Annotated in this window: 21 protein-coding genes; 5 read left to right on the top strand and 16 right to left on the bottom strand. The window is 68.7% G+C overall.

Features of this window, described 5'->3' with window-relative positions; all coding sequences use genetic code 11:
- The first annotated feature begins 87 nt into the window (after positions 1 to 87).
- Positions 88 to 3483: an AAA family ATPase gene (locus tag ACFK0J_RS05820; protein ID WP_378737253.1), complete on the top strand. Its 3396-nt coding sequence runs from the start codon at positions 88 to 90 to the stop codon at positions 3481 to 3483.
- Positions 3484 to 3694: 211 nt separating this feature from the next.
- Here ACFK0J_RS05820 and ACFK0J_RS05815 read toward each other — a convergent pair whose 3' ends face one another.
- Positions 3695 to 4195 (bottom strand): DUF4254 domain-containing protein, encoded by a 501-nt coding sequence (locus ACFK0J_RS05815; protein WP_378737251.1) that lies wholly within the window; start codon positions 4193 to 4195, stop codon positions 3695 to 3697.
- Between the two features lie 170 nt (positions 4196 to 4365).
- Here ACFK0J_RS05815 and ACFK0J_RS05810 point away from each other — a divergent pair, with 170 nt between their 5' ends.
- Together ACFK0J_RS05810 and ACFK0J_RS05805 are read left to right on the top strand one after the other, a co-directional pair.
- Positions 4366 to 5175 (top strand): GntR family transcriptional regulator, encoded by an 810-nt coding sequence (locus ACFK0J_RS05810; protein WP_378737249.1) that lies wholly within the window; start codon positions 4366 to 4368, stop codon positions 5173 to 5175.
- Positions 5172 to 5738, top strand: a complete 567-nt coding sequence (locus ACFK0J_RS05805; protein WP_378737247.1) for a GNAT family N-acetyltransferase — start codon at positions 5172 to 5174, stop codon at positions 5736 to 5738. The genes ACFK0J_RS05810 and ACFK0J_RS05805 overlap by 4 nt, the downstream gene beginning before the upstream one ends.
- Before the next feature lie 67 nt (positions 5739 to 5805).
- Here the strand turns inward: ACFK0J_RS05805 and eccCa are convergent, their stop codons facing one another.
- The 3 genes from eccCa to eccD are packed head-to-tail and all read right to left on the bottom strand — an operon-like array spanning position 5806 to position 12768.
- The gene (eccCa, locus tag ACFK0J_RS05800; protein ID WP_378737245.1) at positions 5806 to 9846 is read right to left on the bottom strand and encodes a type VII secretion protein EccCa; all 4041 of its coding nucleotides are present in this window, start codon (positions 9844 to 9846) and stop codon (positions 5806 to 5808) included.
- A 7-nt stretch (positions 9847 to 9853) separates the two neighbouring features.
- A complete protein-coding gene (gene mycP / locus ACFK0J_RS05795) occupies positions 9854 to 11296 on the bottom strand; it encodes a type VII secretion-associated serine protease mycosin (RefSeq protein WP_378737243.1) in 1443 nt (480 codons plus the stop codon).
- Positions 11293 to 12768, bottom strand: a complete 1476-nt coding sequence (gene eccD, locus ACFK0J_RS05790) for a type VII secretion integral membrane protein EccD (protein WP_378737241.1) — start codon at positions 12766 to 12768, stop codon at positions 11293 to 11295. Before eccD ends, mycP begins: the two co-directional genes overlap by 4 nt.
- Positions 12769 to 13052: 284 nt before the next feature.
- On the opposite strand from eccD, the gene eccA reads away from it, so the two are divergent.
- Positions 13053 to 14876, top strand: a complete 1824-nt coding sequence (gene eccA, locus ACFK0J_RS05785) for a type VII secretion AAA-ATPase EccA (RefSeq protein WP_378737239.1) — start codon at positions 13053 to 13055, stop codon at positions 14874 to 14876.
- A gap of 39 nt (positions 14877 to 14915) precedes the next feature.
- On the opposite strand, the gene eccE is transcribed toward eccA, so the two are convergent.
- A complete protein-coding gene (gene eccE / locus ACFK0J_RS05780) occupies positions 14916 to 16679 on the bottom strand; it encodes a type VII secretion protein EccE (protein ID WP_378737237.1) in 1764 nt (587 codons plus the stop codon).
- A gap of 313 nt (positions 16680 to 16992) precedes the next feature.
- Between eccE and eccB the strand changes: the two genes are divergently transcribed.
- On the top strand, positions 16993 to 18486 hold the full coding sequence (gene eccB / locus ACFK0J_RS05775) for a type VII secretion protein EccB (protein WP_378737235.1): 1494 nt from the start codon (positions 16993 to 16995) through the stop codon (positions 18484 to 18486).
- A 128-nt stretch (positions 18487 to 18614) separates the two neighbouring features.
- Here eccB and ACFK0J_RS05770 read toward each other — a convergent pair whose 3' ends face one another.
- The 11 genes from ACFK0J_RS05770 to ACFK0J_RS05720 all read right to left on the bottom strand — a co-directional run bounded on the left by ACFK0J_RS05770 (position 18615) and on the right by ACFK0J_RS05720 (position 26609).
- Positions 18615 to 18911 carry a WXG100 family type VII secretion target gene (locus tag ACFK0J_RS05770; RefSeq protein ID WP_378737233.1) on the bottom strand — a complete coding sequence of 99 codons (297 nt, stop codon included), beginning with the start codon at positions 18909 to 18911 and terminating at the stop codon, positions 18615 to 18617.
- Between the two features lie 43 nt (positions 18912 to 18954).
- Complete coding sequence (locus ACFK0J_RS05765; RefSeq protein ID WP_281427742.1) at positions 18955 to 19251, bottom strand: WXG100 family type VII secretion target; 297 nt, start codon at positions 19249 to 19251, stop codon at positions 18955 to 18957.
- Positions 19252 to 19350: 99 nt separating this feature from the next.
- Positions 19351 to 20133: an ESX secretion-associated protein EspG gene (locus ACFK0J_RS05760; protein WP_378742650.1), complete on the bottom strand. Its 783-nt coding sequence runs from the start codon at positions 20131 to 20133 to the stop codon at positions 19351 to 19353.
- 5 nt (positions 20134 to 20138) lie between these two features.
- Positions 20139 to 21116 carry a PPE domain-containing protein gene (locus ACFK0J_RS05755; RefSeq protein WP_378737231.1) on the bottom strand — a complete coding sequence of 326 codons (978 nt, stop codon included), beginning with the start codon at positions 21114 to 21116 and terminating at the stop codon, positions 20139 to 20141.
- 25 nt (positions 21117 to 21141) lie between these two features.
- Positions 21142 to 21477: a PE family protein gene (locus ACFK0J_RS05750; RefSeq protein WP_378737229.1), complete on the bottom strand. Its 336-nt coding sequence runs from the start codon at positions 21475 to 21477 to the stop codon at positions 21142 to 21144.
- Between the two features lie 10 nt (positions 21478 to 21487).
- Complete coding sequence (locus ACFK0J_RS05745) at positions 21488 to 22786, bottom strand: hypothetical protein (RefSeq protein WP_378737227.1); 1299 nt, start codon at positions 22784 to 22786, stop codon at positions 21488 to 21490.
- Positions 22783 to 23106 (bottom strand): hypothetical protein, encoded by a 324-nt coding sequence (locus tag ACFK0J_RS05740; protein ID WP_378737225.1) that lies wholly within the window; start codon positions 23104 to 23106, stop codon positions 22783 to 22785. Before ACFK0J_RS05740 ends, ACFK0J_RS05745 begins: the two co-directional genes overlap by 4 nt.
- Before the next feature lie 137 nt (positions 23107 to 23243).
- Positions 23244 to 23543, bottom strand: coding sequence for a YbaB/EbfC family DNA-binding protein (locus tag ACFK0J_RS05735; protein ID WP_378737223.1), 300 nt, complete (start codon positions 23541 to 23543; stop codon positions 23244 to 23246).
- A gap of 16 nt (positions 23544 to 23559) precedes the next feature.
- Entirely contained in the window at positions 23560 to 23937 is a 378-nt protein-coding gene (locus ACFK0J_RS05730) for a hypothetical protein (protein WP_378737221.1), read from the bottom strand.
- 42 nt (positions 23938 to 23979) lie between these two features.
- Positions 23980 to 24765: an ESX secretion-associated protein EspG gene (locus tag ACFK0J_RS05725; protein WP_378737219.1), complete on the bottom strand. Its 786-nt coding sequence runs from the start codon at positions 24763 to 24765 to the stop codon at positions 23980 to 23982.
- A complete protein-coding gene (locus ACFK0J_RS05720; protein WP_378737217.1) occupies positions 24762 to 26609 on the bottom strand; it encodes a hypothetical protein in 1848 nt (615 codons plus the stop codon). Before ACFK0J_RS05720 ends, ACFK0J_RS05725 begins: the two co-directional genes overlap by 4 nt.
- Positions 26610 to 26890: the final 281 nt, after the last annotated feature.

The raw sequence follows: 26890 nt of genomic DNA, 5'->3' as shown, positions 1-26890 counted from the left end.
AGGGGGATCCGTGAGCGAGCGTAGCGAGCGAACCCCATACACAGCGCCTTCGGGCACGGCGGAGCCGAGCGCCAGCGAGGTGCAGCCGTGAGTCGTAATAACGACGGCCTCCCCATGCTGCCGCCGTGGCTATCGGAGAGCGAAGTCACCCAGGTCGGCTACGAAGCGCCGGTGCAGAACCTTCCCCCTGACGAACTGATCGAAGAAGGGCCGAGTCGCAGGCGCGGTCGATTCAAGGGCCGGGCAGCCGAAGGCTCCGAAGCAGCGCCGAGCTCACGCCAGGAGAAGCGCCGCAAGGGCTGGCGCCGCGACAAGAACGACGAGCAGCCCGCCGCGGAGCAGCAGCCGAACCAGGTCGGTCGCGCACCCGAATCCGCCACCCGCGGGCCGCAAGTGCCGCCGCGGGAACCGGAACTCCGCGCGCCGCAGCCGGATCCGCGCGCACCCCAAGCCCCGCAACCCGATTCCCCGGACAACGGCGCGTGGCGGCAGCCGAACCCCGAAGCCCCCGCCCACCCCGAAGCACCCGCCCAACCGCGCCAGGACGAGGCGTGGCAGGCCGGACCCCCGCCGCGGGCCGAGGGACCCGCCCTCGGTCTGCCCACCCGCAACCCTGGCCCGCCGCCCCCGGCATTCCAACCGCTGGGCAGGCGAGCCGATGCCGAAGCACCCGTATCGAGCGATGCGACCGTGCGCCACCCGGCCGCCAGGCCGGATCTGCCACCACCGCCCGCGATTCCGGAGGCACCGCCGTCCGCGTCCACCGGCGCGCCTGCCGCTCCGGCCGAGCGTTCGGCGCCGCCCGCGCCCGAGTCCGACGGCCCGCCGCCGTGGCTGGCCGGACCGAGGCCCGAACAGGGGACGACCGCTCCGGCAGAGTCGCCCCGTCGGCCCCCGTTGCCGGAACCTCCGGCGCCACAGGGGAACCCGCCGGGCGGGCGATCGGCAATGCCGCCCGCCGAGGCAGTCCCGTCGGCCCGACTCGATCAGCCGACGGCACCGCCGCGCGGCGCGGACGGTCCGCCACCCTGGCTGGCGCCCGCCGATCTCGGGGCGTCTCGTAGCGCACCGGAGCAGGCCGAACGGCCCAGCCGGCGCGGACCGGAACTTCCGCCTCCCCCTGGCGAATTCGCCGCCCGTAGTGGTCAGGCGGCGACCGAGACCGGTTCCGACGAACCGGCAGTCACCGGACCGACCGACGCCGGATCTACCGGCGAGGCACCTAACACGCCGGACCCGCAGACAAGTGGAGCCGGATCGTCCGGCCCGAGCCGCAAGCCCGCACCTGGCGACACACCAGCTCCCGAAGATGTGCGGGGCCAGACCCGCACACCGAGCGGCGATATCTCCGCGACTGCCGACCACTCCGGCACGGCGACCCCGGAGCACGGGGTCGCGCCACCGAACCGAGATCGCGTGCCGGGTGCCGAGCAGTCCGGTGCGGAACCCGGTTCCGGCACAACGACACCCGGTCTGCCGCCGCAGCGGCAACCGAGCCCGGGACCCGCCGATGGTTCGGCACCTTCGGGTCCGACGGCGCCAGAGCACGGACAGCGACTGCCCGGCGGCGCTCGAACGCCGAGCACGGCGGGCTCGCCGGTCTCCGGGCCACTCGGTGCGCCACAGCCGGATCGACCGCATGATCCGGCCGCCACACCACAGGCGCCCGCGGCCGAGTACCAAGGTCCGAACGGGACGGGCGGGCCGCGACTTCCCGGCTGGCAGGCGGAATCCGAACAGCCCGACCCCGTTCGACAGGCACCCGGCTGGGTGACTTCGTCGGGTGCGAGCACCGGTCCGGCCAGGCCGGGCACCGGACGGCACCGGCTACCCGCCGAGACCGCGGCGCAGCCGGGACCTGAGGGGCAACCGCAGCCGTCGACCGGTCCGCACGCGCCGACCGAGCAACAACGCATCCCGGTAGGACCGGTCCGACAGGACGGACCCACTGGACAGGCGCCGGGCACCGAGCAAGCCCGACCGGAGGCACCCGGCGAGCAATGGCGCGCTCCGGCCACCCAAGCGCCTACCGGCGAATTCACCGGCCACACGCCGCCGGTCAGCCGACAGGCACCGGTAAGTGCTCCACCGGGACAGCAGGCACCCGGCGAGCAATGGCGCAATGTCGCACCGACAAGCGAAACCGCGGGCCCGGCAGCACCATTCGCCGGTGGCCAAGCGCCGGGCAGCGAGCCCGGACCGCAGGCGCCCCAGCAGTGGCGCAATGCCGCGCCGGTAAACGAAACCGCGGGCCCGGCAGCACCATTCGCCGGTGGCCAAGCGCCGAGTAGCGAGCAGATCGGGCCGCCGCGACCGGGCGAGCAGTGGGGCAACCCGGTTGGACCGACATCCGCTGGCCACACACCGCCGTTCGCCGGTGGGCAGGCGCCAGGTAGTGAACAGCTCGGACCACAGGCACCCGGTGGTTTCGTCGGGGGGCAGGCACCGGGACCGCAGGCCGGGCAGTGGGGCCAGCCGTCGGGCCGTCCGCAGCATCCGGGAACACCCGGTGTGCCACCGCAGTACCCGCCGGGTGTGCAGTACCAGCAGGGACCGCCGCCGTCACTGGACGATGTGCCGATGCGGCGAGCCAAGAAGTCGCCGGGTAGTGGTTGGCGCAAGGCCGTGCATCATGTGTCCGGTGGCGCGATCAATCCGGGGTTGTCCGCCGAGGAGCGACGGCTGCAGGAACTGGTCGCCCGGATCAGGCAACCGGTGCGCGGCGACTACCGGATCGCGGTGCTCTCGCTGAAGGGTGGCGTCGGAAAGACCACCACGACAATGGGTATCGGGTCGATCTTCGCGTCGATTCGCGGTGACCGGGTGATCGCGGTCGACGCCAACCCCGACTTCGGCACGCTGTCCCAGCGGGTGCCGTTGCAGACCAGGTCCACCGTGCGCGACCTGCTGCTCGATCCGTCGATCCAGCGCTACTCGGACGTGCGCAGGCACACCTCGCAGGCCACCAGCCGCCTGGAAGTGCTTGCCAGCGAGCGCGATCCGGCGGCATCGGAGGCGTTCAGCGAGGACGAGTACCGCGCGGTGGCGCGCATCTTGCAGCGGTTCTACAACATCATCCTCACCGACTGTGGCACCGGACTCATGCACTCGGCGATGTCGGGCGTGCTCGATCTGGCCCACTCGCTGGTGCTGATCTCCTCCCCCGCGATCGACGGGGCCCGCAGTGCCGCAGCGACTTTGGACTGGCTCTCGCTGCACGGACACGACCACCTGGTCCGCAACGCGGTAGTGGTGATCAACTCACCACGCGCGGGCTCCCCCAACGTCGGCATCATGCAGCTGCGGGAGTACTTCCTGTCCCGCTGCCGCGCCGTGCACATCATCCCCTTCGACGCGCACATGTCCGAGGGCGCCGAGATCGACCTGCACCGCCTGCACAAGCAGACCAAGCGCGCCTACGTCGAACTCGCCGCTACCATTGCCGACGATTTCGCCACCGACCACCGCCGCTACCACCCCTGAAAACAGCCCTGCGTCACACCGTCACGTGACACACGGGCCGAACGATTCCGAGCCCTACTCACAAAGCGTCCATACGCTTCACAGGGACTACACCCGCTGTGAAGCGTATGGACGGTCTGTGAGACCTCGCACTCAATCGACCTCGCACCCCGGCTGCTTCGGCGGGGGCGAAAGTGGTTCGCGGGCTATAGGTTCGAGCCGCGGCGGGTAGCTACCACTCCGGGAGACGACGTCTGCCTGCGAGGATGTCGCGGACGAGATCGTCGTAGGCGTCGGCGAGCTCGGCCAGGTGATGCCAAGCGCCGTGCAATCTTTCGTCGTGCGCGTCCAGGGTCATCAGGGCGTGGTGCGCGCGCACCGAGGACTCGGCGAGGCGGTCGATGACCGCGCCGACGGTTTCGGTGTGCAGGGTCGCACCGAGCCGATGCTGGGGCACACTGCGCGCGACCCAGTCATCGATGGCCATCACCAATTCGACTCTGCGGCGCTCGATTTCGAGGACCACCAGTGGATCGGTGTCCACCGAGCCGCCGCGGCCGACCAGTCGCCGCTCGTGCAGCACCGCGAGATCGCGGGCGAACCAGAGCAGCGGACCACCGACTACGCGGTGCCCACGACACGCCCGAACAAGTAGATCCGAAGTGGGAAGCAGCCCAGGACCTTGGGACTGCACCACCGAATCGGCACACCGCAGTGTGCCGGGGAGAGCCATTACGACCGTTGTATCCGAACCTGCCACGTTGCCTCGCCGTCATCGCCGCACAACACCGGATCAGGACGTTCATTACAATAAACCTCTGAAGGCACCTGTCAAGCGTTACCGGGCCGTAGGAAGTCACGAAGAGTACACTTCGTTACCTGCACGACCAACCGAGGAGCAAGATGGCGGACGGTCCGACATATCACCGGATCGCAGACCTCCTCCGCGAGGAGATCCGCGCAGGCAAGTGGAAACCGGGTGATCGGTTGCCCAGCCACACGGAGCTGGCAGAGCACATGCAGGTATCGCTTACTACGGCTCGCAACGCGATTCAGGTCCTGGTCACCGAAAATCTCGTCTATACAGCTACTTCCCGCGGCACCATCGTGCGAAACCAGGAAGTTCTGGAATCGGTGGTTACCGACCATATTCGACTCGACCGGCCCAAGTCCGCGCACGATATTTTCGAGGAGATCGCGCGCGCCGCGCACCGGGTGCCGTCCAAAGAGTTCAGCGCGCGAATGGAGCCCGCAGGCCCGGAAGTCGCATTCTGGCTCGGCGTGCCGGAGGATGCCTGGGTGCTTGCTCGAACGGTCGTCCAGTATCTCGACAACGAGCCGTGGTCGTGGGAGGTCAGCTTCTACCCGCGAGACCTGGCCGAGGCCACCGGAATCGACTCGCCGCACGACATTCCGGAGGGCACGACCCGTCGGCTCGCCGATCGCGGCCAGGCCGAGACCGCGCACCGTGACACCCTGACGGCACGGCCCGCCACCGCCGAAGAGGCCACCGTGCTCGGCGTGGCCACCGGCACGATCCTGTTGGACCACTTGCGGATCGGCGCCAACCACGAGCGGGTCACCCGGGCCACCCGGCACCGCTCCATCGCCGCGAGCAACCGACTCGCCTACCACCTCGGCGACGCCGAAGGGATGGCCGTCATCGGCCGCACCCTCGGCGTGTCGTATGGGCCAGGTATCTCGTTGCCATGAGTACCGTGCTCCGCCAAGCGACAATTGGCGATCTCGGCGTGATCTGTCGGCTCCGCGTGCAGCGCACGGCGTGGCTGGCCGCACGCGGCTCCGACCAGTGGACGGTGGCCGGTCGCGGGCTGCCCATCGAGATCTTCGCCAGGGGGGTCGGTCGTTCCCTCGACGCGGGTGAGACCTGGATCGCCGAGGTCGCGGGCGAGCCCGCGGGCACGATCACCGTCAATCATCGAGCCGATCCCGGGCTCTGGTCGCCGTGGGAGCTGACCGACGCGGTAATCGTGCACTACATGATCGTCGACCTACGCTTCGCGGGCCAGCGCCTCGGCCGCCGACTACTCGAGCACGCGGCAATGCTTGCCCGCCAACAGGAACGCGACTGGGTCCGACTAGACGCTTGGACCACGAACGCAGAATTACACGACTATTACCGCAGGGCCGGTTTCCACCTCGCCCGCATCGCCGGGCCGGTAGCAACCGGCCCTTCTCGTGCCCTCTTCGAACGCCGCACCGACAGCTGGGATTTCGAGACCACGCAACACGAGATCTCCTGGGCGCGTGGGTAACTCACCGGTACCGGCTGACATCCCCCGAACGCCCACGCCGCACCGTGACGCCTGACGACGCGCTCGCCTACAGCGGCGGCAGATAGGCGATCTGCACCATCTCCTGCCCGCGGGAACGGGAGACCAGCGTGCCGCGCCCCGGCGGCAGTTTCGACGGGCGGACGTCACCGATGATCTTGCCTTCGTCCCTCGGCCCGCTGCCGATCAGCGTGTCCACCGACATGTTCTTCATGCCGCCGAGCACGTGATCGTAAAGGGCGCGCGAGACGCCGCCGGTGCGCCGGGTGACGATCAGGTGCAGCCCGATATCCCTTGCCTGCGGCAGGTATTCGAGCAACGCGACCAGCGGGTTGGTGCCGGTGACCACCATGTCGTAGTCGTCGACCAGAACGAAGATCTCCGGCCCGGTCCACCAGCTGCGCTCCCGCAGTTCCTGTGGGGTGATGTCGGAGCCGGGGATGCGCTTGGACATGAACCTGGCCAGCTCGGCCATCATCGGGCCCGAGGTCTGCGACGAGGTCGAGTAGCCGGCGAGCCGATCGGGGTCCACCACGCCGAGCATGGTGCGCCGGTAGTCGATCAGGATGATCTTGGCCTGCTCCGGCGTCGAGTTCTCGGCGATGCCCATGGCGATATTCCGCAGGAACGTCGTCTTGCCGCACTCGACGTCGGCGAAGAACATGAAATGCGGTTCGGCATCGAAATCCAGGACGAACGGCTCCAATTCGTCCTCGCCGAGGCCGACAACAACCTTGCCGGGGCCGAGTTGGACGCCGTACGCGCGCGCGATCTCCAGTACATCGTCGCGCTCGATCTTCTGCGGCAGCATGCGCACCTCGGGTGCCTGCCTGCCGGGGTACAGCTCGGCGAGCTGAGTCTTCGCCGACGCCACCCCGTCGATCACGGTATGCGGGTCGGAGTCGGAATCCAGTCGCGGCAGCGCGATGAGCATGTGCAGCTCGTCCGGGGTCAGACCGCGCCCAGGGCGGCCGACCGGCACGAGAGCCGCGGTGCGCCTGCCCATTTCGGAGTCCGTCGGATCGCCGAGGCGCAGCTCCAACCGGGTGCCGATCTGATCCTTGACCGCGGGCCGGATCTCCATCCACCGGGCGGCCGCGATGATCAAGTGGATGCCGTACGAAAGACCCTGCGCGGCAATCGCGTTGATCTGCGGCTCCAGCGTGTCGAATTCCTCACGCAGCGCCGCGTAGCCGTCGATCACCAGGAACACGTCGCCGAATTGGTCGGCGGCCAGCGGATCGTTTGCCGCGGCTTCGGTCCCGTTGATGAGCCTGGCCTCCAGCTGGGCGTACTTACGCCGCCGGAAGTCCGTCATGGATTCGATGCCCAGCTCGGTGAATCGTTCCTCGCGCTGGCGCAGCAGCGTGGTGAGCTCGGCGAGGGTGCGCCGCACCCGGTCGCTGTCCAGTCGGCCGGCGACCGAGCCGACATGCGGTATGCCGTTCAGGCTCGACAGGCTGCCGCCACCGAAGTCGAGACAGTAGAACTGCACTTGTTCGGGCGTGTGCGTGGCCGCGGCCGCCATCACGATGGTGCGCAGCGTCATCGACTTGCCGGACTGCGGGCCGCCGACAACCGCAATATTGCCTTGGGCACCGGCCAATTGGATGGTGAGCACGTCGCGGCGCTGCTCGTACGGCTTGTCGATGACACCGATCGGCATCCAGAGCTGTCCGTGCCGATTGACCGGCGAACGCCAATCCGGGTCGGGCAGCAGCATATCCACGGTCGGCGACTCGTCCAGCGGCGGCAGCCACACCTCGTGCGCCGGACGACCATGTCCGGTAAGGCGTTTCACGACGACCTCGAGCAGCGTCTCCGGGATGCCCTCGTCCGCGCTCGGTGGCGGCGGCAGGTCGGGCAGCGCCGGACGTGCCGGTTCCGGCAGCACGGGCCGCTCGGGCATTTCGACCGGGGCCGCGGTGAACACCGTCGGTGCCTGGCCGCCGACGAACCGGCCGTCCACCTGCCTGCCACCGCTCGGCGAAACGTAGGGGCCGGAGACGTAGGTCGCGTTGAAGCGCAACGGATCGTCGGCGTCGCTCTTGAGGTAGCCGGAGCCCGGGATGGCGGGCAGGTGGTAGGCGTCGGTGATACCGAGCACGGCGCGAGATTCGTTGGCGGAGAAGGTACGCAGGCCGATCCGGTAGGACAGGTGCGAGTCGAGGCCGCGCAGCTTGTTCTCTTCGAGGCGCTGCGAGGCGAGCAGCAGGTGCACGTGCAGCGACCGGCCGAGGCGGCCGATCATCACGAACAGGTCCGCGAAATCCGGTTTCTGGGAGAGCAGTTCGGAGAACTCGTCGACGATCACGAACAGCGCGGGCAGCGGGTCGAGCGCCGCACCCGCGGCGCGGGCCTTCTCGTAATCGGTGACGTTGGCGAAGTTTCCGGCCGAGCGCAGCAGCTCCTGGCGGCGGTTCATCTCACCGGCAAGCGCGTCACGCATGCGGTCCACCATCGAGAGCTCTTCCTCGAGGTTGGTGATGACCGCCGCGACGTGCGGCAGCGGATCGAGACCGAGGAAGGTGGCGCCGCCCTTGAAGTCGACGAGCACCAGGTTCAGCGCGTCCGGCGAGTGCGTGGTCACCATGGACAGCACCAGCGTGCGCAGGAACTCCGACTTACCCGAACCCGTTGCGCCGATGCACAATCCGTGCGGACCCATACCGAACTCGGCGGATTCCTTGATGTCGATCTCGACCGGGGTGCCGTCCGGGGTGACACCGATGGGCACCCGGAGCCGTTCGCGCGCGGTGCGCGGGCGCCAGACCTTGGTCGGATCGATCTGCGCGGCGTCGGGAATCTTCAGCAGCGCCATCAGGCCGGGGTCGGACCGGGTGTCGTCGCCGAGGCTGACGATCTGTGCCGCGGTGGCAATCCGGAAGCGGGCCAGCCCGCGGGCGAACGACTCGGCCTCGGCGATGCTGATGTCGTCGGCGGTGGCGAACTTTTCGACGCCGGTGGCGCTGCGCGCGCTGACTTCGCCGCCGTTGACCACCAATTGCAGGCCGCGCCGGGCGGCCAGCCCGTTCTCCGGCGAGGTGAGGTCGAGCACGGTCACCGAATCCAGGCCGGACTCGCTGATCAGCCGCTCGGTGCCGTTGACGTATCCGTCATCGATGACGACGACCAGGTGCAGCCTGCCCTGGGTCGGCTGCGGGTTACGCATGAACCGGCCGCGTTCGAGCAATTCCGAGGCCAGCGCGGTCTCCAGCTCGCCGAGCGAGCCGTACATCATTCTGGCCGAACCCATGCCGTCGCGGACGTTCGGATGTTGCAGGTGCGGAAGCCATTTCGCCCAGCTCCAGGCGGGCCCGTCGGGGTCGGCGCAGACGATGGCGACCGCGACGTGGTCGGGGCCGTGAAAGGCGGTGAGCTCCATCAGCATCGAGCGCACCAGCTTGCGCGACTCGGTGGGGTCGCCGTCGATGTTGATGGCCGGGAAGGCGCGCAGCGACACCGCGGTCGGCAGCTGGTGCACCACCGAGTGGGTACGCACGAAGCGGCGCAGGGCGACCGTGGATACCGGTTCCAGGTCTTCCAGCGGGCCGGTCTCCGGCCTGGCCAGCTTGGTGGCGAGCCGATGGCTGCCGACGCCGACCCGCACGTGGCCGAAGTCCGGATCGTTGGGGCGGCGCTCCCACATCCGCCGGGTGCCGACCACCGAGGGCAGGTCGACCGGCTCCGGGTGGCTCCAGGCCAGCGCCTCCAGCTGCTTGATGCCGGTGCGGCGCACCTCTTTTCGCATCTGGTCGAGGTAGCGGAAGTAGTCCTTGCGTTCCTCGTTGAGCTCGGCGGCGCCCTTGGGGCCCGCGCCGCGCATGCCCATCATCATGCCGGCCATCGACATGAGCATCATCATCGGGAACATCATGGCGAACGGGTTGGCGAGCAGGTTGCGACCCATCATCACCATGAAGCCGATCATGCCGACGATGGCGACGACCATGATCACCGGCATCAGCTTGATCATCAGCGGAGCGGGCAGCGGACGCTGGATCTCCGGCGGTGCGTTCAGCGCCACCTCACCGCCCGGCGCGCGTGGCGGGGCGATCCGGGGGCGGCGCACGAAACCTTCGGTAACCATGGGTCCTCTATCGATCTGTTTCGTCAAAGTCGAGGTCGTCGACGGGCTCGCCCCGGTCCCGCCGGAACGGGACCGCGATTGCTCCGCCGATGGCCAGCGCCGCAAGGCAAGTGATGGAACCGATGACCGCGATCTTGCGCGGCAGTGGGTCCGGTCCTGGCGGCACCACCGGCGCCGCGATGCTGTGCGGGCTGTCGGCGCCCGCGCTCGGCGGGCGCTCGGGCAGCTGCGCGGTGAGCGCGGCGACCGGGTCGATCAGCCCGGCGCCGATCTGGTCGTCGTGGCCGGGGCCGGGCGCGTGCGCGGTCCTGGTGATCCGGTCCATCACCTGAGCGGCGGTGAGTTCCGGGAAGCGCGCGCGGATGAGCGCGGCCAGTCCCGCCACATACGGCGCGGCGAAACTCGTTCCCTCGATGGGCCGGACGCCCTCGTCGGTCTGCACGCCGTCGACCAGCCCGGTGCCACCGGGCTTGGTGTCGAGCGAGGTGATCTGCCTGCCGATGGCGGCAACGCCGACCCACGGCCCGTGCAGTGAAAGCTGCGAGGGTGCGCCATCGGGATCGATGGAGCCCACGGCGAGCACGTACGGCGTGAACCACGCCGGGCTGGCCACGGTCGCTACCGAACCCCAGCCGGTGCCTTCGTTCTGGGTCTTGCAGGCGCCGTCCTGCTGCAGGTTGCCCGCGGCGGCCACCACGACGACGTTGTGGTCGTAGGCATATTTCACCGCGGCACCGAGCGCGCCGTCGGCCGTGTCGGTTCCCGCTGCGCTGCACGCGACTTCGGAGATATTGATGACGGTGGCGCCCATGTCGACGGCACGGACCACCGCGCCCGCGAGGGTGAGCACATTGCCATAGCCGGAGCTGGCGATCGTGCCGGGCGGCGGCTGCGCCGCATAGGACTTGCTCTTCGCCTCGTAGGCCAGGCTCAGCTGGCGGATGGTGAGGATCTCCGCGTCCGGCGCGACACCGACGAACGCGTCGTCCGGACTCGGCCGGGCCGCGATGATGCCCGCGACGATCGTGCCGTGCCCGTCGCAGTCGACGGTGCCGTCGGTATCGGAGACGTAGTCACCGCCGGTTTGCAACGCGGGCAGCCGCGGGTGCCGGTTCACCCCGGTATCGATCACCGCGACCTTCTGCCCGGCGCCACGGCTGAACTGCCAGGCCGCGGGCAGGTCGAGCACCCGCTGCGGCAGCGGCGGTTCGGCCGGATTGCCGCGGGTGAGAATCGGTTCGGCGCATACCAGCTTCTGTTCGGTCGGCTCCAGCGGCGCGGGCCGTCCGCTGAGCTCCAGCGCGATACCGAGCGCACCGGGATCGATCACCGGCGGGCCGATCGCGGCCGCGGTGGCCGGCGAGCCGAACAGGGACACACCGAGAATCCAGGCGGCGCAGGCGATTCCCGCGCCGCGCCGCAAGCCGGGTCGGCTGGCCCGACCGGTCATATGTTCCTGGCCATCGAATACACGCCCATCAACCAGAGCACCAGTGGGATCACCGCGCAGATCAGCAGATATTCCGCGATCTCCATCAGCCGCCTGGTCACCGGCGTCACTTCGAGATGCGGTCCGATCACACCGAAGCCGACCGCCGCGGTCGCCAAGCCGAGCAGCAGCGCCGCCGACAACAGCGCGGACTGTTCGTCCCCGAGCGCCAGTCCGGTGATCAACCCGATGAGGATCGCGCAGCCGCCCGCGATCAGCGTCGCCGCCTGCCCCAGGTCTGCGAACGAACGGCCGCGCGTGCACAGGATCACCGCGGCGATCACCGCCAGCGTGATGCCCTGCCACTTGGCCTCGCCGAACGGGTCGGCCGCGCCGAGCGCGCCGATCACCCCCGCGACGGAACATCCGATGAGCAGGCCGGTTTGGTAGCGATTGGCCGCGCGCGCCCGCTCACCGAGCCCGGCGGCCGAGGGCAGCGCGGTGGCGCCGATGGCGCCGATGCCCTCGATCGTCGGCCGTGGTTCGTGGTCGGCCGGGTCGATCGCCGCACCCGCGGTCGGCACCGGCGGCACCGGCAGGCGGGCGAGCACCGCGGCCAGCCGCGGCACCATCGAGATCAGAATGATCGCCGCGACCAGCACCGCGGCGGAGATCTTCGGCAGATCGGAGTCCCAGATCATCCGCACCGCCGCGGAAATGCCGCCGAACAGCGCGATGGTGACCGTCGCGGCGCACAGCGTCGACCCGGTCGCGGTGGCCCGGTAGAGCAGTACCGCCGCCACCAGCAGGACCGAAAAGCCGAGCAGCAGATGCGGACTGCCGAGATCACGCGGCACGAACAGCACCGCGCTGCCGAAGAACAACAGCTGCGCGCACAGCGACAGCCAGGTGGCCGTCAGCTGGTCGAAGTATTTGCGCGACGCGATCGCCGCCGCCACCGCCGCCGCGATCGCGACCCCGAGGGTCAGGAACGGCGCGGCCAGATTGCCGGACTCCGAACGTTCGCGGAACAGCAGCATCAGGGTGAGCAGCACCGCCGACACCGCGGCGACCAAACCGGTCCATCGCGCGGCGGCCGGTGACCAACCGCGGAAGTCGACCGTGGTCAGCCGGGATACCGCGTCGATGACGTCATCGAACAGCGCGGGCGTCTCTTTCGCGGTCACCGACCGCAGCACGAGCAGTTCGCCGTCGTAGACGTCGGCCTCGCCGAGGGTGCGGCTCGGCGGGATGGCGTCGCGGCCGAGCCGGGCCAGGGTCCAGTGCTCGGTCTGCAACGGCGTTCCGCCGTCGTCGCTTTCGACCACATCCGGGTTACGGGAGGCGATCAGGGCGACCAGATCGCCGATGAACGTGGCAATGGGCACCGTGGCGGGCAGACCGACATCGAGCTGGGTATTCCCCCCAATGACGGACACTCGGCACAGCTCGGGCTCGGCGGCCGCCAAGCCGCTACTCAACGACTCGGTCACCTGGTGAACGACCCCAATCTAGCCACTAGCCTCAGCAACCTACCTGTCGAACCGATGCACGACATCGTCGCACGTGGCGGTCAGTTGACGCACGTTGCGACTTACCGACAACAAAACCTAATCTATCGGACAGACCGTGCATGCGCGATCGCTATTCCGTGGACCTCTGCCTTCGCTCCGCTGTGCGCAGGCTGAAGCCGGACTTCGTCCGGCTATGCCCGTTAAGCTGGTCGGAAGATGAACGCAGGCAATTGCTCACACGTAGATCTCAGGGACTGACTGCAATGACGACCGGCAACCGCCAAGCCCAGCGCGCCTTCGACGCCGGAGTCCTATCGCTGGGGCTGACCATCGATGGTCAGGAATCCGCGCGCGATCTGGAGTACGCGAAGCTGGCATTCCAACGGGCCACCGAATGGGACCCCACCATGTGCGATGCGTGGCTCGGCCGCGCCGCGGCAGGCGAGGTGACCCGCGACGTCCTCTACAACCTCTACAAGACCAGCGGGACTTCCTTGTTCCGTGAGCAACGCAGGCTCGGATTGCCGTCGCGCGCCCTGGCCGGACGCTTTCTCGCCGGGTTGTACATCGACTACCCACTGGCCAGCCACACCGAGATCTGGCTGGCCCAGGCGGCGCAGCTGATCCAGGACAAGGAGTACGACGAGGCCGAGAAGGTGCTCGACGAGCTGGCCGCGCATCGGCGGTCCATGCTGTCGGACCCCGACCGCGAGGCCGACGATCGGATCAGCGCGTATATCCGTGGCGTGCTGCACTTCACGACGCAGCGCTGGCCGGACGTGATGTCCGTGCTGGCCGGTTCGGCCGAGTGGGACGACCCGTATCTGGCGGCGGGTGCGCATGTGATGGTCGGCTCGGCCTGCGCGCAGCTCGGCTTGTTCGGCGAGGCGATTCGCCGGATGGAGCAGGCCGAGCAGGGCCCCATCCCGGCGGCCCGGACGACGGCCATGTTCTGCCGCGGTCTGTGCTTGCGCGAAACCGGCAACGAGGAGGACGCGCAAGCGCTGTTCGAGAAGGTGTATTCGCAGGCGCCGGATTTCACCGCGAACACCACCGCGATGCGCGATCGCACCTACCGAATCACGGTGACCACCAAGGAATCCATCGACTCCCGCACCGACCGGTGGGACCCGGCGACCGCGCCGTCGACCGACGCGATCGAGCAGGCCGAGAGCGAGGACCGGGCCAAGCGGATCCTCACCGAGGCGCGCGCCGAGTTGGAGAAGCAGGTCGGCCTCGCCAACGTCAAGACGCAGGTGGCCAAGCTGCAGGCCACCGCGCAGCTGGCGAAGATCCGGGCCGAGAAGGGCATGGCGAATGTGTCGCGCGGCAACCACCTAGCCTTCACCGGGCCGCCCGGCACCGGTAAGACCACCATCGCGCGGGTGGTCGCCAAGATCTATTGCGGCGTCGGCCTGCTCAAGACCGACAAGGTCGTCGAGGCCAAGCGAATGGACTTCGTCGGCCAGCACCTCGGCAGCACCGCGATCAAGACCGACAAGCTGATCGACACCGCGATGGACGGCGTGCTGTTCATCGACGAGGCCTACACGCTGATCCAAACCGGTCTGCAAGGCGGCGACGCGTTCGGCCGCGAAGCGGTGGACACACTGCTGGCCAGGATGGAGAACGACCGTGACCGCCTGGTGGTGATCATCGCGGGCTACGACGGCGAGATCGACCGGCTGCTCGCCTCCAACGACGGCCTGGCCTCCCGGTTCGCCAAGCGCCTGCAATTCCCCTCCTACACCCCGGTCGAGCTCGGCCAGATCGGCCAGCTCATCGCGAAATCGCGCGACTCCGAACTCTCGGATGAGGCAATGCAATTGCTGATCCAGGCGTGCGAAGGGCTGTACCAGTCCGAGCGCGTCGATCAGAGCGGGCAGAAGCGGCGCGGCATCGATTTGGCCGGTAACGGCCGGTTCGTCCGCAACGTGATCGAATCCGCCGAGGAGGAGCGCGAATTCCGGTTGGCCAACGACGATTCGCTGGACCTCACCGCCATCGACGAATCGGTCCTGATGCGAATCGAGGCGCCGGATATGCAGGCCGCACTCAGCGGCATCCTCGCGACCCTGGGCAACTAGCGCACAGAAAAGCCGAAGGGCCGGGAGGAATTCCGGCCCTCAGCGGGCGGCGGCCAGCGATTCGCCGATGTACCACATCTCGTCGGGCGTGGTCACCATGTTGACCGTGGCGCTGGCCGTCGACGTGCGGACCGTGATCAGGTTCGGCGACGCCGGGTCCTGGACGAGCACGACGTCGGCGGCGAATTGACTCGGCGGGTCGTGCGGGTCGCGAACGTGCACGATGGTCGCGCCACCGGTGAGCGTGGTCGGCGGGATGCCGTCGAACACCACCACGGTCGCGAGGGAGCCGATGATGCCCGGCTGCGGGCTGGCCGGCGCCGGGTGCAGGCTGGCGCCCGCGAACCGGGGCGCGAGCGAAAGCGAATGCGGCGAAGCGACATTGGCGACCATCGAGTGCCAGGCTTCGGGCCGGTCGGTGTGCACAACGGTGTGCGCGCCGAGCGCGATGGCCCGCAGGATCACCTGCTGGGCCAGGTCCAGCTTGCCGATCACCTCGAGATGCCGAGTGCCGTCACCGATCAGCGGCACCGCGATCCCCTGCCCGATGTCGTCGGCACCGATCAGCTGACCGCAGCCCGCGGTGGGCACGGCGATCCCGCGTAGCGCCGAGAGCGGGCCGCGGTAGTCGCTCGCGCTCCCGGCCTCGCCGCGGCCCGCGCGCAGCGGCAGACAGTCCAGCAGGGCCCGGTATTGCCTGCCCGGCAGTGGCCGCAGCCCCGGCACGGGCGGCTCGTCCGGCTCGTAGGCGGTGTCGAATCGGACCAGGGCGGCCAAGGTGACCGGTGGCTCCGCGGTTTCATGGGCCCGGCCGGGTTTCCGCTCGCCCGGTCGCAGCCGGACGGTCACCGTGGTGCCGAGACTCGGCGTCGCCCAGATGTCGGCGAAGCCGCGCTCGCCGATCAGCTCGGGGCCGATCTCGTAGCTGGTGAGGTACAGCATGTCGTCGTGCACCAGCGAGATCGGCGTCTCGACGAACTCCTCCAGCGGGATACCCCGGGTCAGTCTGCGCGCCGCGGTGTTCATTTCCGCCGCGGTCAGCACCGAGGCCGAGATATCGCGCGCGGCAAGCCGATTGGCTACCCGGCGGGTCGCGATGGTCGCGGTGCGCAGCGCGCCGGTGCCACCGCCGCCGCGGTTGTCCACCGCCTCGGCGTTGGCCAGCGGGTCGAGGCGAAGCACCAGCCACACCGTGCGGTGCGCGATGGCGGGCAACGGCCCGATGATCCGGTCGTAGAGCTGGGCGACCGGGCCGCCACCCGCGGTCCGCGCGCCGGTGCTGATCACATCGACCGAGGCCAGGCTGATGTCGAATTGCTCGAGGCACTTGGCGACCTCGATGAGCGGCAGCACCTGGTCGGTGCTCAGCGAGCCGCGGCGCAGCAGGGTCAGCGCGTCCGGCGGCGGGTCGATGCGGATCATCGTGGTCAGCAGCTCGCCGTCCCAGCGCACGCCATAGCTACCGCCCTCCGGCAGCGGCACGTCGATCGCGTCCGGGCCGGTGACCAGCGGCCCCGGCTTGGTCCGCCGCCAACGGAAGGCGATGCCGCGGGCGACCAGCCCGGCCAGATTGCGCGGATCCCGTTTGCGCACCGGCGCCGCTCCGAGGATCAACACCACCGCGCCCGCGGTGATGATCCCCCACAGCGGCGCGTCCAACGCGGTGGCGATCCAGGCGGCCAGGGCCGCGAGCAGGGCGAGCGGAACCATCAACCGCAGCGGCATCTGGCGGAAGAGCCAGAACTCGGGGTCGTGCAACGCCGTGTTCTCGGGTGGTTCCGGTTCGTTCACAGCCTCGTTCACGCTTGTTCGCCTCGAAATCCGGCGGCCGGAGTAGCCCGGCGCCTTGGGTCCGTCACGGCTCACAGTACCGTGCGGCAACACTATTCGCGGCGGGTGCGCGGTTCGGTGAGCGGCGCCCGATTGACACCGGGGGCTGGGCCGATACGGTTGATTCCGAACCGCACTTCCTGGCGGTACCCGTCATGTCGCCTGCCTGACGGTCCATCGGCTCGGCGCATGCCCGGACCGCTGCGGCCCGGGTGCGACTTGCGACAGAATGACGGGGAAGGCGTCCGCGGATGCGACGGACGAAGATCGTGACGATGGAGAGCACGTGCCTGCTCAGCTGACCACCAAGGCCCAGGTCAACGGATACCGTTTCCTGCTGCGCCGGCTCGACCACGCGCTGGTCCGCCGCGACGTGCGAATGCTGCACGACCCCATGCGTTCCCAATCGCGCTCGATGTTCGTCGGCCTGGTGCTCGGCGTTCTGGTGGTGGCGGGCTGCGCGATCCTGGCGTTCCTGCGCCCGCAGGGCTCGGTCGGCGACTCGAAGATCGTCATGGGCAAGGAGAGCGGCGCGCTGTATGTCGTCGTGCAGGACGACTCGGGCAAGACCACGCTGCACCCGACGCTCAACCTGGCCTCGGCGCGGCTGATCAGCGGCAGCGCCGAGAAGCCGAATTCGGTGAAGGACAGCAAACTTGCCTCGCTGCCGCGCGGCCCGATGCTCGGCATCCCGGGTGCTCCGGCCGCGCTGCCAGGTTCCAATCAGGGCAATCGGTCGGACTGGTCGCTGTGTGAGACGGTGCAGCTGTCCAGCACCGGCAGCGCGGCCTCGGCCAGCGGGGTGACCACCACCGTGTTCACCGGCCGACCCGAGCTGAACGAACGCATTCGGCGCACCGGCGCGGACGAGGCCATGCTGGTGCACCGGCAGGGCAAGACCTATCTGATCTATGACGGCAAGCGCGCGGAGCTCGATCCGGCGAATTCGGTGATGTCGCGGTCGATGGGTCTCGGTGCGACCCGGCCTCGTCCGATCGGGCCGTCGTTGCTGAACGCCGCGACCGCGGTGCCGCCGCTGGCTCCGCCGGACATCCCGCAGGCGGGCCAGCCCGGCCCCGGGCGGTTGTCCGACGTGCCGATCGGCGGCGTCATCGCGGTGGGTGGTGTCGGCCGGGAGGATCGGTCCGAGCTGTATGTGGTGCTGGCCGACGGGGTGCAGCGGATCAGTGATTTCGCGGCACAGGTGCTGCGTACCGCGAATTCGCAGGGCATGCGCGAGATCAAGGCGGTCGCGCCGGACGTACTCACCAATATGCCGGTGCTGCACCAGCTTCCGCTCGACCACTTCCCCGCGGGCACGCCGAAGATCCTGTCCGCCGAGGATGCCCCGGTCGGCTGCATCTCCTGGGCGAAGACCCAGCAGAGTGGCGGCGTCGCCGACGGACCGACCGATCGCGCCACCGTGAGCCTGCTCGCGGGCACCAGACTGCCGCTGGCCGACTCGGCCAAGCCGGTCACGCTGTCCAGCTCCGACGGCAGCGGCGACCGGGTGGACAACGCCTACATCCCGCCGACCACCGGTGAATTCGTGCGGATCACCGGGACCGAGCCGGGCAGTCCCCGCCGCGGCAGCTTGTTCTACGTGGCGGACAACGGCATTCGCTATGGCATTCCGGACGCGGAGACCGCGCAGCTGCTCGGGCTCGGCAATGCGCCCCGGCTGGCCCCCTGGGCCATTGTGGGACAACTGGTTCCGGGTCCGACACTGTCCAAGAAGGACGCGCTGGTCAGCTACGACACGCTGCCGCAAGGCCGGTAACCGCGCAGGGCCCGCCGTAAAAGGCGCGGGCCCGCCACGCGGATTCACGGAATAGCCCCACCAACGACCACGGCCGGCCGGAACAGTACGTTCCGGCCGGCCGTGGTGTTCAGTCGATTCGACTCGACTCAGGCGCCGAAGCCGTCGCCGATGGTCTGGTCGGTCTGGAACGCGCGCTGCAGCGAGTTGTCCACCTCGGTGGCGATCCGCTGCAGGAGCTCGTTGGTGTCGGAGAACTCGGTGTCCCACTTCTTCTTGACGTCCAGGAACGCCGCGAAGGAGGCGTTGTTCTCCCACGCCGTCTGCAGCTTGTTCGTCGCAGCCGGGAAGTCCACGTCTACCTGCTGCATCAGCGTGCCGTGGTAGGTCTTCAGGCTCTCGTACAGACCGAGCATCGTGGCCTTGTCATAGAGCATGTCTGTCATATTTCTACCTTTGTTCGAAGTGTGTGGTCAGCGGTTGCCGCTGTTAGATCTTGAGGCCGCCGAAGTCGTTGTTGGAGTCCATCGCCCGCAGCTTCTCGGCACCGACACCGACCTTCTGGCCCATGTCGTCGAGCAGCGCCTTGAGGCGACGCGCCTCGCCGTCCCACGCGATGGCGGCGTCGTTGAACGCCTGCGACGCCTCGCCCTTCCAGCCCTTGGCGGCCGCCTGGACCTCGTCCTGGATCTTGTCGATGGTCGTGCGGATGGCCATCACGACCTCGCCCATGTCACTCGCTGCTTGATCAGCGGCAGCACTATTACTTACACCACTACCCGACATGCTATTTGCACCTTCCTTCTGGAAAATTACTGTGCCAGAAGGTGATGCCCATTGAGGCATCACCCGAGTTCGAGATAACTGCTGTGTTCACCGTCCGGATTACTGCGGCAGCCACCTCCCCCCGGGCAGCGTTTCGACCAAGCCCGAAATTGCTTGCGCGATACGGTGATCGGTGCCCGGTGTGACCGTGGACCAAAGTTGCTGGTCCTGGGCGATACCGGGCGAGGCGACGATGCGTCCCCGTCCGGTGTCGTATATGGCGACCGCGCCTGGCGGTCGGGTTGTCACGCCGTCCACGTGGGTGCAGACCACGATCTCGGCGTAGGCATGGCAGGACGCGAAGGCGAGCCCGTACCCGGCGGCATCCCGGTCGGCGACGCCGAGGGCGTACACCGCGTCCGCGAAGTCCGAGGAGGTGGTCGCCCCCGCGAGCCGTTCGCTCAGCGCCTCCGCGGGTGCGCTGAAATTGGCGACATCCGCGGGCTGCGCCCGGCCCAGCACGTCCAGCACCGGCCGCGCCAGCGAGGCGCCGGAGCCGTCGGACCAGACGGTGCGGATATCGAAGTCGTCCCCGGTACGCACGGCGAGCGCGTGCTGGCCGCCTCTGCGCGCCAGGCAGACCCGAATCGGCTTGTCGCCGGTGAAAATTCGGGCAACCAGCTCCTGCTCGGGTTGGGCGAGCGTGTACAGCGCGAGACTCAGGTCGGCGTCGACCTCGCCGTAGGCATCGATGATGCCGTCGGCGATCAGGCTCGACTTCGCCGCCCGCTGCGCCTCGGCCCAGGCGTCGAACGAGTCCTGTTGCGGGCCGACCGCGAGTACCAGGGGCAGGGTCTGCACGCCGAGTTGGTCGGCGACGGCGAGCAATCCGTCGTTGGTCATGGTTGTCACGCGCCACCCCCCGCCGCGGCCTGGCCGGTCGATTCCGGCTGGTCGGGCGCACCGAGCACGGCGGGCGCGGAAACGATGCCGAGATCGGGATTGAACTCGGCCGTCGACGCCACCCCGGCACGGGACTGGTATTCCTCCTCCTGCGCGGCGGCAGCGGCGGGCGCCATCGCACCCGGCGGCACCATGGACGGTGATGTGACCGGCGTGGTAGTCGGAACCTGCTGCGGTGCAACGGTTTCGGCAACCTGCGCAGACTGCGCCACGACCGGTGCCCGATAGGCGGACAGGGTGCGCGGCACCGAGATCGGTCCGATCGGTCCCGGCATGCCCATCCCGGACACGCTCGCGGGCATGGTCGCCGAATTCGCCGGACCCCGCGGCGCGCTCGCCTGCTCGGCTTCCAGCGCCGCGCCCGACGCCACCGTCGGCGGCAACTCGTGCTGCCACGGTGCGGCGAGCGGTTCGGTGGCCGCCTCATAGGTGCGCATCACCCGGGAGGCTGCCGCCTTGGCCAGGTCGGTCTCGGTATCGGTTTGCGCGGCAACGGCTTTGATCGGCGCGCCGAGCGACCCACTGACCGCCTCCAGCGCGCGCTGCGCCTGCTGGATGGCGGCGACGTCGAGCGCGTTCGGCATCGTCAGCTGGGCTAGTTGATATGCCGCGGCCTGCTTTTCGGCATGCACGGCATTCTCCCCCGCCGCCCGCGCCGCGTCGGTCAGCCAGTCGCGAAGTACCGAAATACGGTCCAGCACAGGGCGACTCGTACCAGATTCCCACGCACCGTGCAGCGAGGCGACGATCTGGTCGTATTCGATCACCGCGGCACCGAAGGCGGCGGCCAGCTTGGCCCAGGTGGCCCCGGCCTCCGCCATCGGTATTGCGCCGGGTCCGGTGGACAGCTCGCGGGTGAGCCGGTCCGGCTCCCGCGCCTCCCAGACCACCCCGGTGAAACCGGGGACCGGTGGTTCGATCATGGCTGCTCCGTGTGCGTCACCCGCGTCAGGCCACACCGGCGCCGCCGCCGAACGATTCGGCGTTGTCGCCTTCCGCGCGGTCGAACTGACGGGCCTGCGACCGGAACGTCGCGGCCAGCTTGCGCAGTTCCAGCGCACCTGCCGCGGCACTTTCGGCGTAGGACGCCGCAACCTCGTTCATCGTCTGCGCGGCCCGCTGCGACACCTCGTCGATGCCCGCGGGCGCGATCTTCAGCGAGACCTCACCCGCCCGCAGCTCGTTCTCCAGCCGCTCGGCCAGTCCGTCGAGCCGCATGGCGGCGTCCCTGGTGGCCGCCGGATCGAACCGCACACCGTTGAATTCCGCACCAGTGCTTGCCATGGTGACCTCCTCAGAGGGTCAGTTCCTTGTCGGGCGGTGGTTCGGAGACCTGCTCGGTCGCGCCGACCACCGGCAGCGAGACCCCCTCGATGTTGCCGACGACCTCGTCGCCGTGTTGCGCGGTGACCAGATGGCTGGACACGCTGCTCACATCATCACCACGCGCACCGGCCGCGGCGCCCGCCGCCCCCGCGAGCGGCATCATGCCCGGCGTGGCCGCGCCCGGGCTCACCGTCGACCGCATGGCCGTGGCTTCCGTTGCGGGCCCGCCGGTTCCGGCGCCGCCGAGACCCGGCATCGGGCCGACGCCCGCGGCCTTGGTGCCGGCCCACGGGGCCAACGGAGTCGGCGCGGGTGCCACGCCGGGACCACCGCCGATGGTGCCGATGCTGCCGCCGGGCCCCCCGGCACCGACGGCCTTGCCCGGATCGCCACCCGCGAGTGCTTCGCGCGCCCGGTCCTCTTTCGCCTTGGCGTCGGCGATGGGATCCACCTTCGGCGCGAGCAGTGGAGCCAGCTGGCTCACACTCTGTGTTCCGGTCTGCACCATGCCCATCAGCGGCTGGACCAGCTGCATCAGCTGCTGGAGACCCTCCATGGAGTTCACTCCGGTGGGCGCGGCGGTGATCTTCTTCTTCTGACCGACCGCGGTCATGCTCGCCGAGTGCCCGGTCATCTCGACCCGGGTCTTGGCGACCACCGCGGTCGCCTCGGCCAGGCTCTCCGCGGTCTGCGCGACCAGGAACCACTGGCCGCCGGGCGAAGCGAGCAGCGGGGACGCCGCGAGCATGGTGGCCATGTACTTGGCGATGACCGCACCGAGCAGCGCGCCACCCACGGCGACCGAGCCCGCGGCGTTGCCGAGTATTGCCTTCTCCTGCATGCCCTGCGTGGCCAGGTCGGCGCCGTCGGCGGCGGCCTGTCCCGCCTTCTCGGCGGCCTGCGCCGCGGCCATGCCCTGCCACAGCTGCATCGCCATCTGTAATGCGCTGGTACCCATCTGCATCGCGGTCTGCAGTGCCTGGGTGACACCGCTCAGCGCCTGGGTCGGATCAATGCCGGGACCGGACGTCGAGCCGAGCACACCGGTACCGAAGCTGCTCGCCAGATCGGTGAACGGCCGCATGAGCGCGCTCAGATCGATGACCGGCATCGGCGGCATGCCCGGCATCGGCGGCACCGCGGACAGGTCGGGCAGCTGCGGCAGCCCCATGTCCTTAAGGATGTCGTTGACCGGCCGATCGATCATCGGCGCGAGCGAGCTGCCGCGCAGCAGCTCGACGATCGACTGGTCCAGCGGCGAGCTCATGTCAGAGTCTGTGTCACGGCGCTGTTGAACTCGGCACCCTGCGCCAGCTCGGACGCCTGGTAGGCCGCTGCGCCCTGGTGTGCGGTCAGCGCGGTGGCGGCGTGCACGCCGGCCAGTTCGAAGACGGATGCCACATGGTTGCCCTGGGCATATGCGAACGCCGCCAGGAAGTCCTGGCCGATCAGGCCGAAGACGGGCACAGCCGCCGCGATGGTCGCGGTCTGATCGAATGCGCCCGCGGTGGCGACGCTCGTCGCCATGGCGGCCGAGGCGTCCCCGTAGGCGCGAATCGCACTAAGAGTTGCTACGAGTTCGCTCATCGAAATCCCCGATCCTGTAATGCAATTGACCAACTGTGCTGAAGATACCAACCGATTTGCGGTGTTCGGAAGGCGGTTTGCAGAAACTTAAGGTTCCGCTGATGTAAAGATGATGAGTTTTCGTAAACATGAGGTGGCTAATCCGCGACCTCCTCGTTGAAGGCGGTGATCAGCTCGGCGCGCTCGGTGAACGCCCGGCGTGCCGCCGCGGCCGCCGTCGTCACCAGCGTGTTCTCGAAGTCGGCCGCGCTGAGCCGGGAAATCCCAGAAGTGAACTCGAGATTCAGCAACGCGCCGTTGCCGTCGACCTCCGCTGTGATGGAGCCGTCCGGTGCGGTCTCCCGGGCGCGGACACCGGCCATGTTGTCGGCGAGATCGCGCACGCGATACAACCGCCGTTGCACGCTCGCCATCAGTTCGTCCATGGTCTCGTACATGCGCTTCAGTTCCTCCCTAGACCGAGCGCAGCCAACTTCGTGGCTCCGTCTCGTATTCTTCCTCCTCCACGATCTCTTGGCGAGCCACCTGTTCTGGGGTCGGCAGCCCCATCAGGGCGAGCGCGTCGGAGGAAAGGCCCGCCGCCTCGAACTCGGCCCTGCGGGCGAGTCCGGCACGGTTGGCCGCATGTTTGCACAGCCGCAGCACCTCGGCGGCCAGCTCCTGCGGATCCCGCTTCAGCTCGGCATCATCGATCGAAATGCCGAGCGGCAGACCCTGTTCGGTGGTCCGTACGGTGATCGCGCCGGTGCGCGAGGCCGCGGACCACTCGACCATCGTCGGCGGCGGCTGCTCGGTTTGCGCTTGTTCGGTGTCTTCTCGTTCAGGATCCATAGTGGTCACCCCTAATACACACGAAGTCGATCCCGGTCCGGTTCATAGTCGTTCGTCCTTGATTGCCCGAACCACCGCGGCGATCCTGGTATTGATCAACCCGATCAGCCGCTTACGGTCGACCGGTGACGCGACCGGCGGGTGCTGGTCATCGATGACGTACCGGCCGTCATCGACCAGATCGCGCCAATCCAGCTCGTGCCGGGTGATGCCACGAGGACCGAAAAGCGAACGGCCCTGCACGATATGGATCGTCCCGATCTTGGTGGCGGGTGCGTTCATGAAGCTCGACGAGCGCTCCGAGACCGAGTCCTCGAACGAATCGTGCACCGCCGACGTGCCGAAGGAGTAGTCGAGCTCCGCCGCGTCGCCCGGCGGTGTCAGCACGAACTCGGTCAGCTTGCCCGCCGGTGTGTCCGGCAGCCGCTCGACCACTGCGTCGGCCAACCGCAGCGGATCGCACTCGGTGACCGTGTAACCGCCGCTGTGCCAAAACGTTCGGCCGGGCAGGCAGGTGACCACAAATCCTTTGTCGCCGCGCCGGACCGCGTTCATCCGCACCAGGGCCTCGGGTGTGCGCGGCGCTCGGCCGTCCCACCCGTGCACCTCGATCCGCACGTCCGGTTCGACAAGGGCCTCGAGCATGTCACTGATGGCCGGGTCGAGTTGCAGCCGCAACCGGTCCTTGACCGCGATCACCTCGGTCTCGAAGGCCTCGGGGTCGGTCGTGTCGCTCTGGAAGTAGAACGGGTACGGCAACCCGCCGAGCTTCAATCCCTGCCACAGGACATAGAACTCGAGGTCGGTGAGCTTCCAGGTCCGGTTCATTTCTCGACGACGGGCTTGGCCACCACTGGCGGATCGCCGAGGGCCTCTTCCAGATGTTCGGTGGAATCGAGGTAGTCGGCGCGCTTGTGTTCCCGGTTCTGCTGACCACCCGCACCGGCGCCGGCGGGCCCCATGCCGCCGGGCATGCCGGGCTGTCCGGCCACCGCACCCGCGAGGCCGGCTCGGCCGAGCGCGTCGGTGGCCAGCGTTGCCCTCGGGAACAGCTTCGCGGCAACCGCATTCGGATCGAGTTTCGGTCCCGGCCCCGGGCCGCCGGCGCTACCCGGGCCGGGCCCGGGGCCCGCACCCTTGCTCGCCGCGTCCTTGAGGTCGGCCATCGCGGGCGTCAGCCCGGTCAGCGCACCGGGCAGGCCGGCCAGACCCTCCGTCGAATTCTTCAGCGCGTCCTGCATCGCCTGCTGGCCCTGCTGCAATGCCTGCTGCGCCTGATCCGCGGCCTGCTTGGCCGCATCCTGCGCCTGCTGCCTGGCCTGGTCGGCGGCGCGCTGGGCGGCATCCTTCGCCGCCTGTTGCCGCTGCGCCTCGAGTTCCCTTGCCCGCTGCTTCGCGTCTTCGTCGGCCCGCCGCTGCATGTCTTCCTGCAACCTGCGCTGCTGGTCCGTCAATCCGGTGCCGGGGCCGGGAATGCCAGGTCCAGGAACTCCCGGGCCGGGGGTACCGGGGCCGGGACCACCCGGACCGCCGTTCACCCGGTTATTGGGATCCTGGCCGTTCGTCGGCTGCAGGGTGGAAACCCCGTCGGGCAGTAGGGGAATCGCGCTGGCCGCCGCGGGAACGCCGGGGTAGAACCAGTTGTTGTACGCCGTCCTCGCCTTCTGCTCGGCGGCGAATTCCTTTTGGATCTGCGCCGAGTCCGGGTTTTGCGCCGGCGGCTTGTCCGGCATTTCGTAGAGCGTGTACGCGGTCCAGAGGGCCGAGTCCATCAGATTGGCCTTGACCTTGCTCATCGCCTGGGTCAGCACCTCACCACTGTTGGTGTACGTGCCGACAGCCCGCCCAGCGCTCTCCGCGCCGTGGCCTTGCCAGCGCGGCGAACCCACGAGGGCGTTGATTCGTTCGCGGTAGTTCGAGAAGCCGCCTTGCAGTTGCAGGCTCATGCGTTCCCAGTTGACCGCGGTGGTGACCAGATCGGCGGGCTTCTGCAACAACGATTGCCCGAGCTTGTAGAAGGCTTCGTAACCGAGCGCTGAACCGTCGGAGGTAGTCACCGTGACGCCCGCGCTCACCACTCCCTGGGGCGCCTTGTCCCCGGTGGCCGGCTTCATCCCCGCCAAGTCGGGCGGTAGTCCCTTGTATTTGTTGTTCGGGTCGCTGCTGGATCCGCTGACCGGGACACCGGGCCATTGGTCGATCATGGTCTTCGGATTGACCGGGCTCGGTTCCTGTTTGACGTGCGCGACGCTGTCGCCTGCCTTACTCCGGTCCACCATGCCGGAGAATGCCTTGCCAACGTTGTGCTGATTGATATCGCCCGCATTGGCCTTGTCGGCACCGGTGGCCTTTCGGCCCGCGAGCAAGAAGGCCTCACCGAAATCGGTGAGGATCTGCTTGTGCTCCTTCAAGATATCGGTTTGCAGCTTGCCGCCGAGCTTGCTGAATTCCTGATTCAGCCGGATGCTGGCCGGCATGTAATCGCCGAAACCGGTGATCTGGGTGACCTCGCCGACCCTGGCGAGCACAGTGTTGATGACCGACACCATGTCCGCGGCGTACCCGGCCGCTTCGGCTGCCACATCGTCGTCGAGTCGGAAAGTACGGCCCGCTGCGGCGCTTCGCAGCTGTTTGGCCTGTGCCCCGAAATCTGGCTGTCCCGGCTTCGCCATCGGTCAACTCCTGCCTAGCCTGCCGCCACAGCGCGGCGTTCGACCCACTCCGGTCCATCCTGGCATGACGCCCGAAGAACCCGCAGGCATCCGCAGCGGACTTGACGTTCGCTTAAGGTGCCGTACTGCTCTCATCAGACCCGATCATCCCATGGACGGCTTGAACTTTCAGTGCCGCGACGTGAACCACCGGCGCGTTCGACGCCCGGTTCGGCAGTCGCGTGCCGCGTCTCCGCGATCGACCAACCCTCCCTGCCACAGATGATATTCAAACAATGCCA

It is taken from the genome of Nocardia brasiliensis, assembly GCF_042691675.1.
GTDB classification, from domain to species: Bacteria; Actinomycetota; Actinomycetes; order Mycobacteriales; family Mycobacteriaceae; genus Nocardia; species Nocardia brasiliensis_D.
Note: the sequence above shows the minus strand (reverse complement) of the source record. Positions and strands in the feature narration are given on the sequence as shown.

Coding starts and splice junctions, on each gene's coding strand:
- ACFK0J_RS05815 (WP_378737251.1), bottom strand. CDS start 4,195: ATGGCTCTCCCCGGCACACTGCGGTGTGCCGATTCGGTGGTGCAGTCC.
- ACFK0J_RS05810 (WP_378737249.1), top strand. CDS start 4,366: ATGGCGGACGGTCCGACATATCACCGGATCGCAGACCTCCTCCGCGAG.
- ACFK0J_RS05805 (WP_378737247.1), top strand. CDS start 5,172: ATGAGTACCGTGCTCCGCCAAGCGACAATTGGCGATCTCGGCGTGATC.
- eccCa (WP_378737245.1), bottom strand. CDS start 9,846: ATGGTTACCGAAGGTTTCGTGCGCCGCCCCCGGATCGCCCCGCCACGC.
- mycP (WP_378737243.1), bottom strand. CDS start 11,296: ATGACCGGTCGGGCCAGCCGACCCGGCTTGCGGCGCGGCGCGGGAATC.
- eccA (WP_378737239.1), top strand. CDS start 13,053: ATGACGACCGGCAACCGCCAAGCCCAGCGCGCCTTCGACGCCGGAGTC.
- ACFK0J_RS05770 (WP_378737233.1), bottom strand. CDS start 18,911: ATGACAGACATGCTCTATGACAAGGCCACGATGCTCGGTCTGTACGAG.
- ACFK0J_RS05765 (WP_281427742.1), bottom strand. CDS start 19,251: ATGTCGGGTAGTGGTGTAAGTAATAGTGCTGCCGCTGATCAAGCAGCG.
- ACFK0J_RS05760 (WP_378742650.1), bottom strand. CDS start 20,133: ATGACCAACGACGGATTGCTCGCCGTCGCCGACCAACTCGGCGTGCAG.
- ACFK0J_RS05755 (WP_378737231.1), bottom strand. CDS start 21,116: ATGATCGAACCACCGGTCCCCGGTTTCACCGGGGTGGTCTGGGAGGCG.
- ACFK0J_RS05750 (WP_378737229.1), bottom strand. CDS start 21,477: ATGGCAAGCACTGGTGCGGAATTCAACGGTGTGCGGTTCGATCCGGCG.
- ACFK0J_RS05745 (WP_378737227.1), bottom strand. CDS start 22,786: ATGAGCTCGCCGCTGGACCAGTCGATCGTCGAGCTGCTGCGCGGCAGC.
- ACFK0J_RS05740 (WP_378737225.1), bottom strand. CDS start 23,106: ATGAGCGAACTCGTAGCAACTCTTAGTGCGATTCGCGCCTACGGGGAC.
- ACFK0J_RS05735 (WP_378737223.1), bottom strand. CDS start 23,543: ATGTACGAGACCATGGACGAACTGATGGCGAGCGTGCAACGGCGGTTG.
- ACFK0J_RS05730 (WP_378737221.1), bottom strand. CDS start 23,937: ATGGATCCTGAACGAGAAGACACCGAACAAGCGCAAACCGAGCAGCCG.
- ACFK0J_RS05725 (WP_378737219.1), bottom strand. CDS start 24,765: ATGAACCGGACCTGGAAGCTCACCGACCTCGAGTTCTATGTCCTGTGG.
- ACFK0J_RS05720 (WP_378737217.1), bottom strand. CDS start 26,609: ATGGCGAAGCCGGGACAGCCAGATTTCGGGGCACAGGCCAAACAGCTG.